This window comes from Streptomyces lonarensis (assembly GCF_012033735.1).
GTDB lineage: Bacteria > Actinomycetota > Actinomycetes > Streptomycetales > Streptomycetaceae > Streptomyces > Streptomyces lonarensis.
This window is the reverse complement of the sequence record NZ_JAAVJD010000037.1, coordinates 1-12,036: the sequence shown is the minus strand read 5'-3', so window position 1 is coordinate 12,036 and position 12,036 is coordinate 1. Positions and strand designations below refer to the sequence as shown.

General features: G+C 75.3%; 10 protein-coding genes. 7 read left to right on the top strand and 3 right to left on the bottom strand.

The genetic code is table 11. The features are described 5' to 3' along the window. The first annotated feature begins 124 nt into the window (after positions 1–124). The 7 genes from HCN56_RS07610 to HCN56_RS07580 all read left to right on the top strand — a co-directional run bounded on the left by HCN56_RS07610 (position 125) and on the right by HCN56_RS07580 (position 8,474). Entirely contained in the window at positions 125–532 is a 408-nt protein-coding gene (locus HCN56_RS07610) for a TOBE domain-containing protein (protein ID WP_167968730.1), read from the top strand. Then, complete coding sequence (modA, locus tag HCN56_RS07605; RefSeq protein WP_167968729.1) at positions 529–1,326, top strand: molybdate ABC transporter substrate-binding protein; 798 nt, start codon at positions 529–531, stop codon at positions 1,324–1,326. Before HCN56_RS07610 ends, modA begins: the two co-directional genes overlap by 4 nt. Before the next feature lie 86 nt (positions 1,327–1,412). Beyond that, positions 1,413–2,204 (top strand): ABC transporter permease, encoded by a 792-nt coding sequence (locus HCN56_RS07600; RefSeq protein ID WP_167968728.1) that lies wholly within the window; start codon positions 1,413–1,415, stop codon positions 2,202–2,204. 154 nt (positions 2,205–2,358) lie between these two features. Beyond that, the gene (locus HCN56_RS07595; RefSeq protein ID WP_167968727.1) at positions 2,359–3,984 is read left to right on the top strand and encodes an alpha/beta hydrolase; all 1,626 of its coding nucleotides are present in this window, start codon (positions 2,359–2,361) and stop codon (positions 3,982–3,984) included. 254 nt (positions 3,985–4,238) lie between these two features. After that, positions 4,239–5,846 (top strand): alpha/beta hydrolase, encoded by a 1,608-nt coding sequence (locus tag HCN56_RS07590; protein ID WP_312871113.1) that lies wholly within the window; start codon positions 4,239–4,241, stop codon positions 5,844–5,846. A gap of 98 nt (positions 5,847–5,944) precedes the next feature. Beyond that, complete coding sequence (locus HCN56_RS07585; protein ID WP_167968725.1) at positions 5,945–7,582, top strand: alpha/beta hydrolase; 1,638 nt, start codon at positions 5,945–5,947, stop codon at positions 7,580–7,582. A 271-nt stretch (positions 7,583–7,853) separates the two neighbouring features. Further along, positions 7,854–8,474, top strand: a complete 621-nt coding sequence (locus tag HCN56_RS07580) for a hypothetical protein (RefSeq protein WP_209312469.1) — start codon at positions 7,854–7,856, stop codon at positions 8,472–8,474. A gap of 194 nt (positions 8,475–8,668) precedes the next feature. Here HCN56_RS07580 and moeZ read toward each other — a convergent pair whose 3' ends face one another. The 3 genes from moeZ to HCN56_RS07565 form a co-directional block, all read right to left on the bottom strand. After that, the gene (gene moeZ / locus HCN56_RS07575; RefSeq protein WP_167968724.1) at positions 8,669–9,847 is read right to left on the bottom strand and encodes an adenylyltransferase/sulfurtransferase MoeZ; all 1,179 of its coding nucleotides are present in this window, start codon (positions 9,845–9,847) and stop codon (positions 8,669–8,671) included. A 146-nt stretch (positions 9,848–9,993) separates the two neighbouring features. Next, positions 9,994–10,761: a spherulation-specific family 4 protein gene (locus HCN56_RS07570; protein ID WP_167968723.1), complete on the bottom strand. Its 768-nt coding sequence runs from the start codon at positions 10,759–10,761 to the stop codon at positions 9,994–9,996. Beyond that, positions 10,749–11,699 (bottom strand): NAD-dependent epimerase/dehydratase family protein, encoded by a 951-nt coding sequence (locus tag HCN56_RS07565; RefSeq protein ID WP_167934806.1) that lies wholly within the window; start codon positions 11,697–11,699, stop codon positions 10,749–10,751. Before HCN56_RS07565 ends, HCN56_RS07570 begins: the two co-directional genes overlap by 13 nt. Between the last annotated feature and the right edge of the window lie 337 nt (positions 11,700–12,036).

The window sequence follows — 12,036 nt, the reverse complement described above, 5'->3', positions numbered from 1 at the left end:
GGCCGGCAGCCCGGCCGCCCGACCGCCACCGGGTCGCGAGCACCACCGCCGCAGGCCGCAGATGCGAGCCCATGACCGGGGATCGCCTTGCAGCAGCGAGCTGGTAGACCGTACGATCCCGCACATGCGTTCCTACTCCATCGGCCGTGCGGCGCGGCTGCTCGGCGTCAGCCCGGACACGGTGCGGCGCTGGGCGGACGCCGGCCGGCTGCCGACCACCCGCGACCAGGCGGGCAAGCGGCTGATCGACGGCGTCGACCTCGCGGCGTTCGCGGTCGCCCTGGCCGCCGACCCGGGCGAGGAGGACGGCGGCGAGCCGTACACCAGCGCCCGCAACGCCTTCCCCGGCATCGTCACCGAGGTGAAGCTCGGGGACGTCGCCGCGCAGGTGGAGGTGCAGGCCGGCCCGCACCGGCTGGTCTCGCTGCTGACCCGCGAGGCCGTGGAGGAACTCGGCCTGGCCGTCGGCGTCGAGGCCGTCGCCCGGGTCAAGGCGACCAGCGTGCACATCGACCGGAGGGACCTCCCGTGACCGCCCCCACCCCGCTCCCCCGCCGGCGGCTCCGCACCGCGCTGTGCGCCGCCCTGCTCGTCCTGCCGCTGGCCGCCTGCGGCGGCGGGGACGGCGACGGCGGGTCGGACGGCGCGAACGGGCAGGCCGGCGCGGAGGTGACCGTGCTGGCCGCCGCCTCCCTCACCGACGTGCTGGAGGAGGCCGCCCCGCTCTTCGAGCAGGCGCACGACGGCGTCGACCTGCGGTTCTCCTTCGCCGGCTCACAGGAGCTGGCGGCGCAGGTCCGCGAGGGGCTGCCCGCGGACGTGCTGGTCACCGCCGACACCACGACGATGGCGGACGTCGCCGACCGGACCGGTGAGCCGGTGGTCGTCGCCACCAACGAGCTGACGCTGGTGACGGCCTCCGGCAACCCCGAGGGCGTGGCGGACCTGGCCGACCTGGCGCGGGACGACCTGACGGTGGTGCTCGCCGCCCCGGAGGTGCCGGTCGGCCGCTACGGCGAGCAGGTCCTCGCCGACGCCGGCGTCGAGGTGGCCCCGGCGTCGCTGGAGACCAACGTGCGCTCCGTCCTCACCAAGGTCGCGCTGGGCGAGGCCGACGCGGGCATCGTCTACGCCAGCGACGCCGCCTCGGTCGGCGACCGGGTGACGGCCGTACCGCTCCCCGCCGAGCGCAACGTCCTCGCCGAGTACCCCGCGGCGGTGCTCACCGAGGCGCCCCACCCGGAGGCGGCGGCCGACTTCGTCGCCTGGCTGGGCTCCGCCGAGGCGGCCGAGCTGTTCACGGCGGCCGGCTTCCGCGTCCCGTGACCGGCCGACCGCCGCCGCGCGGGCGCCGCGGCTCGGCAGTGCGGCGGCGTCCGCGCCGGTGGCGCCGCGGCTCGGCCACGCCTCGGGTGGCCCGCGGCACCCCGCCGGTGCTGCTCGTGCCGGCCGCGGCCGCGGTGCTGCTGCTCGCCGTCCCGCTGGCCGGCATCGTCACGCGGGCGCCCTGGGGCGACCTCGGCGAGCGCCTGGCGAGTCCCCGGGTCTCGCAGGCGCTCGGCCTGTCGCTGCTGGTGTCGGGGTGGGCGCTGGTGCTGTCACTGCTCCTCGGCATTCCGCTGGCGTGGGTGCTGGCCCGCGGCAGTCTCCGCGGCAAGGCGCTGCTGCGGTCGCTGGTGCTGCTGCCGATGGTGCTGCCGCCGACGGTCGCGGGCGTCGCGCTCCTCCAGGGGTTCGGCCGCGCCGGGCTCGTCGGTGAGGAACTGCGGATGCTGGGGATCACCCTGCCGTTCACCACCGCCGGCGCGGTGGTCGCCGCCACCTTCATCTCGATGCCGTTCCTGGTGATCACCCTGGAGGGCGCACTGACCGGGCTCGACATCCGGTACGAGGAGGCGGCGGCCACGATGGGGGCCGGGACCCTCCAGACCCTCCGGTACGTCACGCTGCCGATGGTGCTGCCCTCGCTGCTCGCCGGGGCCGCGCTGACCTGGGCCCGCGCGCTGGGCGAGTTCGGCGCGACGCTGACGTTCGCCGGCAACCTCCCCGGGGTCACGCAGACGCTGCCGTTGCAGGTCTACCTGCTGATGCAGGAGGACCCGGAGGGGGCGACCGCCGTCTCGCTGCTGCTGCTCGCCGTCGCGGGGGCGGTGCTGTTCGGGCTGCGGGGCCGGTGGCTGGGCGCCTTCGCCCGGCGCGGCTGAGCCACGCCGCGGCCGCGCGGCGGGCCGCAGCCCGGGCCGCCGGTCACCCGGACGGCGGGGCGGCCTCTCACCCGGACGGCGAGCAGCGGTCGCGGCGGGCGGCGGGCGGTGCTGGGCTGGTGCCGTCCCAGTCGTCGCGAAGGGGAGTGACCGGATGTCGCCCGTGGAACCTGGTGCACCGCCCACCCGCCGTCGCGGGGCGGTGGCGCTGACCGCCGCCGTGGTCCTGCTCGCCGGCTGCTCCGGCGGCACCGAGCCGGGCGGTGCGGTGACGGGCGCCGGGCCGGCGCGGGGCCCCGTGGACACCGCGGAACTGCCCTCGGACCTCACCGACCAGGAACCGGACTGGTCCGGCTGTCCCCGGCCGGACGCGCGGCAGGGCGACGACCAGCCCGCGCCGGAGAACCTGCGCGACGGGACCGAGTGGGAGTGCGCGACGCTCACCGTGCCGCAGGACTACGACGACCCGGAGGGCGACACCCTCTCCGTGGCCATGATCCGTGCGCGGGCCGGTGGCGACGAGAGCGACCGCATCGGCTCGCTGCTGTTCAACTTCGGCGGCCCCGGCGGCTCCGGCGTCGTGACGCTGCCGGCCTTCTCCGACGACTACGCCTCGCTCCACAAGCGGTACGACCTGGTGAGCTTCGACCCGCGCGGCGTCGGCGACAGCGAGGGCGTGGTCTGCCTGGACGACCAGGAGCTCGACGCGTACTTCGCGGCCGACACCGCGCCGGACACGGCCGCAGGTGCCGAGGAACTCCTCACCCGGCAGGCCGACTTCGCCGCGGCCTGCGAGGACGGCGCCGGCGATCTGCTGCCGCACCTGACCACCGCCGACACCGCCCGCGACATGGACCTGATGCGGCACGTCCTCGGCGACAGCCGGCTCCACTACTTCGGCGTCTCCTACGGCACCCAGCTGGGCGGGGTGTACGCGCACCTCTTCCCCGAGCGGGTCGGCCGCGCCGTCTTCGACGCGGTGGTCGACCCGACGCAGGACGACGAGCAGAGTGCTCTCGGCCAGGCCCGCGGCTTCCAACTCGCGCTGCGCGCCTATGTGGAGGACTGCCTGTCGGAGGACGACTGCCCGCTGACCGGCTCCCCCGAAGAGGCCGAGCAGCAGCTCGCGGACCTGCTGGACGGGCTGGCGGAGGAGCCGATGCCGACCCGCGACCCCGAACGGCCGCTGACGCGGTCGCTGGCCTGGTCCGGGATGGCGCAGGCCCTCTACTCGCAGGACTTCTGGCCGTACCTCTCGCAGGGCCTCGCCGACGCGACCGACGAGACCGACCCCGACGGTTCCGTGCTGCTCTTCCTGGGCGACGCGATGAACGGCAGGTCCAGCGGCGGGACCTACTCGACGCTCCAGTCCTCCCTCACCGCGATCCGCTGTGCCGACTCCGACTCGCGGTACACGGCCGACGACGTCCGCGACCGGCTCGACACCTTCGAGGAGGCGTCGCCCGTCTTCGGCAGCGGCATGGCGTGGGCACTGCTCGGCTGCACCGACTGGCCCGTGACCGGCTCCGAGCCCCACCCGGACGTGTCGGCCGAGGGGTCGGCCGAGATCCTGCTGGTCGGCACCACCGGCGACCCCGCCACCCCCTACGAGGGCACCGCACGCATGCGGGAGGCGCTGGGCGAGGGGGTCGCGGTGGAGGTCACCTACGAGGGCGAGGGGCACGGCGCCTACACCTCCGGTGACCGCTGCGTGAAACGCGCGGTCGATGAGTACCTGCTGGACGGCATGGTGCCGGAGTCGGGGCTCACCTGCGGCTGACCCGCGCCGCCGCCGGCCCCGCCGACAGCCCGTGCCCCCGGCAGACCCCGGGGGCACGGGCACGCCACCGGAACGGGGACCCCGTTCGGGGCGTCGGATAGCCTGACGGTGGTGCCGCCCGGGTGGAGCACGGCAGGCACCCGACGACACGGCACCGACCGGCGGACCACGGCCGGCCGGCGGGGCGACCTTGGGGGGCCATGAGCGCGCGGAGCACTGTCAGGCGGCGAGCCGCCCTGCGCGCGGCGGCTGCCGTGACCGCGGCCCTGTGCCTGCTCACCTCCTGCGCGGCCGCGGCCGACGACGGCGGTGACGAGGAGCCCGAGATAGCGGGGGTGCCCTCCCCCAGCGTCGCCGGCGAGGCCGGACCGCTCCCCGGTGCCGAGGCGGAGCCCGAGTCCGCCCCCCTGCCCCCGCTCCCCGCCGGCATCGTCGACCAGCGGCCCGACTGGGGCGCCTGCGGGGCCCCGACCGAGGCGCAGGGCGGCGGTGCCGCACCCGGCGCCTCCTGGCAGTGCGCCGAGCTGACCGTGCCCGTCGACTACGCCGACCCCGGCGGCCGGACGATGCAACTGGCGCTGGTCCGCTCCCGGGCGGAGGGCGACCGCCGCATCGGCTCACTGGTGCTGAACTTCGGCGGCCCCGGCGGCTCCGGGGTCGCGACGCTGCCCCGCATGGAGCAGCGGTTCACCTCGCTGGCCGGCGCGTTCGACCTGGTGAGCCTGGACCCCCGGGGCGTCGGGGACAGCGAAGGAGTGGTCTGCTTCGCCGGGGAGCAGCGCGACGCCATGCTGGAGGCGGTCTCCCGCCCCGACCCCGCGGCGGGCCCGGCGGGTGAGGAGTCCTACCTCGACGGGCGCCGCGCCCACGCCGAGCGCTGCGCCCAGGAGGCAGGCGGGCTGCTGCCGCACCTCACCACCGCCAACACCGCACGCGATCTCGACGTGCTGCGGGAGGTGCTGGGCGAGCACCGCCTGCACTACTACGGCGCCTCCTACGGCACCAAGCTCGGCGCCGTCCACGCGGCGCTCTTCCCCGACCGGGTGGGCCGCGTGGTGCTGGACTCCGTGGTGGACCCGACGGTCGACGTGGTCGGTCGTGCGCTGGGGCAGACGGCGGGGTTCCAGCAGGCGCTGGACGCCTACCTCACCGACTGTGTCGCCGGCGGCGCGTGCCCGGCGGGGAACGACCTCGCCGAGGCGCGGCTCTTCCTCGGCGACCTCCTCGACTCCCTGGCCGACCGGCCGCTGCCGACCGCCGGCGGTCGGCTGCTGACGCAGAACCTCGCCGTCACCGGTGTCATGGGCTCGCTCTACTCCGAGGGCGCCTGGCCCCGGCTGACGCGCGCCCTGCACGAGGCGCACGCCGAGGGCCGCGGCGATCTGCTGCTCGCCGCGGCGGACCGGTACAACGGCCGGAACCAGCAGGGCGGTTACCGCAACCTCCACGATGCGAACGTGGCCGTCAACTGCGCCGACTTCGCCTCCCGTCCGGATCTCGCCACCGTGCGGGAGCAGCGGGCGGCGTTCGAGGAGGCGTCCCCGGTCCTCGGCAGGTTCCTGGTCTGGGAGTTGCTCGGCTGCGCGGGCTGGCCCGTCGTCTCGGGGCAGGACCAGCCGGAGGTCGCCGTGGACGGCGCCGACCGCACCATCCTGCTGGTGGCGGTCACCGGCGACCCGGCGACGCCGTACCACGGCGCGGAGCGGATGCGGGAGGCGCTCGGCGAGGGCACCGCCGCGCTGCTGACGCTCGACGGCGAGGGCCACGGCGCCTACACCTCCGGCAACCCGTGCGTCACGGCCGCGGTCGACGCCCACCTGCTCACCGGCACCACCCCGGCGGACGGCACGGTGTGCAGCTGACGCCCGCCCTCCGGGGACGTTCCCGCGCGCGAGCCCGCGCGCCCATCAACCGACGCACACGACACGAGCGCACGGCCCGCGGGCCGGGGGAGAGCACGATGGGTCATCCCACTTCACAAGGCGGGCGCCACCGCGCCCTGACGGTCGGCGCCGCGCTGCTCAGCGGCGTCATGCTGCTCTCGGCGTGTTCCGGCGGCGGCGGTTCGGAGCAGCGCGGGGAGGACGAGGAGAGCCGCCCCAGCGAGGAGTCCACCCCTGCGGCCCGCGCCTACCCGGGCGTCCCGGACGCCATCTCGCAGCAGCGGCTGAGCTGGGACCCCTGCGAGGCCCCGACCGTCGCCCAGGGCGGGGGCGAGGCGCCGGGCGAACTCGACGACGGCACCCCCTGGCAGTGCGCGACGCTGACCGTGCCGCTGGACTACGACGAGCCGGACGGCGAGACGATCGGCATCGCGTTGATCCGCGCCGCCAGCACCGCCGAGGGCGACGCCCGCCAGGGCTCCCTCATCTACAACTTCGGCGGCCCCGGCGGCTCCGGGGTGTTCACCCTCCCGCTGCTCGGCGAGCAGTACGAGGCGCTGCGCGAGGGGTACGACCTGGTCAGCTTCGACCCGCGCGGTGTCGGCGAGAGCGCCGGAGTGCGGTGCCTGGACGGCGAGGAGACCGACCGGCAGGAGCAGGAGAACGGCGCGCTCCCCCGCACCGAGGAGGAGGCGGCCCAGTACGCGGAGCTCTCCGCCGAGTACGTCGCCGCCTGCGAGGCGAACTCGGGCGAGGTGCTGCCGCACCTCACCACCACCAACACCGCCCGCGACATGGACCTGATGCGGCACGTCCTCGGGGACAGCCGCCTCCACTACTTCGGCATCTCCTACGGCACCGAACTCGGCGGCGTCTACGCCAACCTCTTCCCCGAGCAGGTCGGGCGCGCCGTGCTGGACGCGGTGGTCGACCCCACCGCGGACTTCGTGGACGGCAGCCTCGGCCAGGTGCGCGGCTTCCAGCTGGCGCTGGAGAACTTCATGGCCGACTGCGCGGACCAGTACGGCGAGGACTGCCCCACCGGTCGCGGCGGCGCGGAGGGAAGCGCCCTGCTGGCGGACTTCCTGGCAGAGGTGGCCGAGGAGCCGTTGGAGACCGGAGGCGACCGGGTGCTGACCGAGCAGCTCGCGGTGCTCGGCATCGTCGCCGCCCTCTACGACCAGGAGACCTGGGAGTACCTCACCGTCGGGCTGATGGAGGCGCTGGAGGGCGACGGTGAGCTGCTGCTGCTCTTCGCCGACGCCTACAACGAGCGCGACGAGGAGGGGCGGTACAGCAACCAGCGCGACGCGCAGGCCGCCATCACCTGCGCGGACACCACCGGGCAGCGCGACCCGGAGTCCGTCGAGGAGAACCGCTCCGCGTTCGAGGAGGCCTCGCCGGTCTTCGGCCCCTACCTGCTGTGGTCGCTGGCCGGGTGCGAGGGCTGGCCCACCGACGGCGAGCGCGAGAAGCCGGAGGTCTCGGCGGAGGGGGCCTCCGAGATGCTGCTCATCGGCACCACGGGCGACCCCGCCACCCCCTACGAGGGCGCCGAGCGGATGCAGCGCGAACTGGGCGACGGCGTCGGTGTCCTGATCACCTTCGACGGCGAGGGGCACGGCGCGTACGGCAAGGACGCGTGCATCGACGACGCCGTCGAGGAGTACCTGCTCTCGGGGATGGTCCCGCAGAACGGCCTCGTCTGCGGCTGACCGGACGGTGCGGGCCGCCCTGCGGCCCGGAAGCCGACCCGCGGTCCCGAGGGGCGGACGACCTGTCCGCCCCTCGGGACACCGCGGCCTCCCGGGGGGCACCTGGGCGCGGGGCCGGCTTGCGGGGCGCCCCGTGGACCGTGCGCCCGTGCCGACCGCGCCCCGGTACGGCGATGGCGCGGAGTCGACCCCCTGGCTCGATCGCCGTCTTGTGTCCCCTGCGTGTGCGTGACACACAGGTGGGGACAGGGTGGTCGCAAAGGGGGTGTCCATGTCGGGTCGTCGTGCGGTGGGGCCGTCAGCCTGGGCTGTCGAGCGGTTCGGGCGGCGTGCCGGCGCGCTCGTCGAGGCGGTTCCGGTGCGGGTGGCCGAGGCGCACGCCAAGGCCCGTGCGGCACACCTCGCGGCGGGGCTGAAGAAGCGGAGCCCGTACGGCGTCGCCCTCGCCGGGGTGGTCCGCGAGAACCTGGCGGAGCTGGCGCGGGAGCTGGACGAGCACGTCAGGGATGTCCGCGGCTACGAGTACGCGGTGATCAACGACCACGCCCTCTTCCCGTTCCGGTACGGCGACGGCCCGAGGCCCCTGGACCGGGCCCGGTTGCCCGCCAACGTCTCCCCCACCCGCCGCCGCCTCTTCCGGGCGCACGGGCCGCAGTCGCCGGACGGCCTGTTCGAGATCGACGAGGACGTGGCGACCGAGACGTACCTGGGGCTGCGGGAGGCGTTCGAGGAGTTGGGGGCAGCGACGAGGCTCGTCTGCGTGTTCTTCACCGCCGATGTCGAGAACGGCGTCCACGCGATCCACTGGGGAGAGGCCCACCTCGAACCGGACCGCACGTTCACCTGGCTCCACCGGGAGGAGCTGCCCCTCGCGCCCGTCCCCCCGGCATGAGGCGATGCCCCGGCGACGAGGCGCCGCCGGCCGATCCGCCGCCGCCCGTCGGGCACCCGTCGCCGAGGCCGGCCCCGCCCGCCCGGGTCGACCGGTGACGACCGGCCCCGGCCGGCGACGGCAGAAGCCCACGGCTTCCGAACGCTCGGAGGCCCGTGGGCTCTGTCGGGGTCCGCCGGGCGGCGGACCGGTGGTCAGTAGACCGGCTTGCCCGGCTCGATCTGGTTGACCCAGCCGATGACGCCGCCGCCGACGTGGACCGCGTCGCCGAAGCCCGCGTTCTTCAGCACCGCGAGGACCTCGGCGGAGCGCACACCCGTCTTGCAGTGCAGCACGATCCGGCGGTCCTGCGGCAGGTCCTGCAGGGCGGTGCCCATCAGGAACTCGTTCTTGGGCACCAGCCGCGCACCGGGGATGGAGACGATCTCGTACTCGTTGGGCTCGCGGACGTCGATGACGTCGATCTTCTCGCCGCCGTCCATCCACTCCTTGAGCTGCCGGGGCGTGATCGTGGAGTCGGCCGCCGCGGCCTGCGCCTCGTCGGAGACGACGCCGCAGAACGCCTCGTAGTCGATCAGCTCGGTGACCGTGGGGTTCTCGCCGCAGACCGCGCAGTCGGGGTCCTTGCGGACCTTCACCTGCCGGTACGTCATCTCCAGGGCGTCGTAGATCATCAGGCGGCCGAGCAGCGGCTCACCGATCCCCGCGAGAAGCTTGATCGCCTCGTTGACCTGAATCGAGCCGATGGACGCGCAGAGCACACCCAGCACGCCGCCCTCGGCGCAGGAGGGCACCATGCCCGGCGGCGGGGGCTCGGGGTAGAGGCAGCGGTAGCAGGGCCCGTGCTCGGCCCAGAACACCGAGGCCTGGCCGTCGAACCGGTAGATCGAGCCCCAGACGTACGGCTTGCCCAGCAGCACGCAGGCGTCGTTGACCAGGTAGCGCGTGGCGAAGTTGTCGGTGCCGTCGACGATCAGGTCGTAGTCGGCGAACAGCTCCATCACGTTGGAGGAGTCGAGCCGCTCCTCGTGGATGTTCACCCGGGTCAGCGGGTTGATGCCCTGGACGGTCTCCTTGGCGGAGACCGCCTTGGGACGCCCGATGTCGGACTGGCTGTGGATGATCTGGCGCTGGAGGTTGGACTCGTCCACCTCGTCGAACTCGATGATGCCGAGCGTGCCGACACCGGCGGCGGCCAGGTACATCAGGGCCGGCGAACCGAGACCGCCGGCGCCGACGCAGAGCACGCGCGCGTTCTTCAGCCGCTTCTGACCCTCCATCCCCACGTCCGGGATGATCAGGTGGCGGGAGTACCTGCGGACCTCGTCGACGGTGAGCTCGGCGGCCGGCTCGACCAGGGGGGGCAGCGACACGGGATCTCCGTTGGTCGGGGTGGACGGCGGTCAGGGCGCGGACGGCCCGTGCCGCCCGGGATCTCCCCCGCGCGGCACGGCCCGCCCGCCACGTCACGGACGTCATCACGCCATGAACACTGTCCACAACACTGCCACGGCCGATCTCATTCCGAGACCGCCGTCCCGACGCATGAGACGAGCGCGTCCCAGAAGCCGGGCAGCGACGACCACGGGTCGCCGCCGTGCCGCGCGCTGCGGTCGGTGAGGTAGTACGTCGCCGCGCCCTGCCACCGGGCGACGCGCAGCGCCTCCGCCAGCCGGGTCGGCGGCACCTCGCAGACCGCGTGGCAGAACCGCTCCGCCGGGTACCGCGCCGTCCAGCCCGGCACCTGCGACCAGCGGTAGTCGCGCCACCGGCCGCGGAAGGTCACCAGCTGGTCGCCCAGCTCGGCGTACCCCTCGTACGGGTGCCGCCCGTGGTCCAGCACGATCCGCGCCCCCGGCGCGAGGCCGCGCAGCGCACGGGTGACCCGCCGCACCGCGTCGAGCCCCTCCGGCGAGGAGGGGACCTCCGCCAGGTGGAACCCCTGGACCCGGTACCAGGAGAGGTGCCGTTCGGCGTCAGCCAGTACCTCGGCCGGCCGGCGGGTGCCCCCGCCCAGCGCCAGCCTGCCGAGGACCGTCCTGCCCCTGACCCGCAGCGCCGCGCACGCGGAGGCGGCGAACCGGTCGGGGCGCAGCCCCGGGCCGTTCGCCACGTCCAGCACCGCCCACCGGACGGGGATGTCGGAGCGCGCCAGCTCCGCCCACTCCAGCGGCGCCACCATCGGGTGCGCGAACCCGGGCGCCACCAGGCCGGCGCCGGTCGGCGGCCGGACGACCGGCTGCGTGGCGAGGATCCCGGTGACGCGAGGCAGCGTCACATCCGGCATGCCGCCTCCATCCAGATGTCCGCCAGCGACTCCTCCAGGGCGATGCGGGACCGCCAGCCCAGCCGGTCGCGGGCGGTGCGGACGTCCGCCTGCTGCCAGATGCCGCAGCCGTCGGGGTACGGCACGTGCTGCGGCTGCTGCGGGTGGTCGCCGGCCCGGGGGGACGGGACGTGGCCGGGCGGCGGGCCGTCCAGCTCGTGCAGCGCCCCGGTGTACCCGGAGATCCGCGCCAGCGCGACCGCCGCGTCCCGCAGCCGCACCGCCTGGCCGGAGCCGATGTTGACGACGCCCTGCGCGGCGGAGAGCGTCGCGGCGTGCACCGCGCGCGAGACGTCGCGGACGTCCACGAAGTCCCGCTGCACCGCCAGCCCGCTGAGCTTCAGCTCGTTGTCGCCGTGCTGGAGCGCGCGGCGCAGCGAGTCCGCCAGCCGGCCCAGCGGCGACCCGGCCGGGGTGCCCGGTCCGGTGGGCGAGAACACCCGCAGCACGATGGCGTCCAGCCCGGACCCCAGCACCAGCTCGCTCGCGGCGAGCTTGCTGACGCCGTACGGGCCGCCGGGCCTGGGCTGCGCGTCCTCGGCCGTGGTGGAGCCGGGCTGCGAGGGGCCGTACTCGGCGGCGCAGCCGACGTGCACCAGCCGCGCGCCGCAGCGGCTGCGACGCATCGCCTCGCAGACGGTCGCGGCGGCGACGGTGTTGTGCCGGGTCAGCTCGCGCGCGGTGCCGCGGATCGCCCCCGCGCAGTTGACGACGACGGAGGGGTGCACGGCGTCCAGGAAGCGGGTCAGCGCGCCGGGGCTGCCGGTCGCGAGGTCGAACCGGACGTCGGCGTCGTCCCCCCGCCCGAGGGCGGTCAGGTGGACCGCCGGGTCGGCCAGCAGCCGGTCGGCGATGAACCGCCCCAGGTACCCGCTGGCACCCAGTAGCAGCACTCTCATCGGTCTCTCCTTGTCAGGTGGAACGGAATCGGTTCGGCCGCGGGCCGGGAGGGCCGCGGCACGGCTGGGTTGTCGCGGGTGCGGGCCGCCTCGGGCCGCTCGGCCCGCCGCGCCGGCGGCACCGGTCTCATCGGCGGTCTCGCTGCTCGCCGCCTCGTGGCTGCCGGGGCTGCGGCCGGTCGCGCATCCGGTCGAGGCGGTGCTGGCGATCGGCGGCCCGGCGCTCCTCACCGCGTCGGCGGCCGGTGCCGCCTGGCTGGTGCTGCTGGTCGTCGCCCGGCGGACGCTGACCGGCCCATGGGCGCACCACGACGCCCGGCGGGCGCCCACTCCGCCC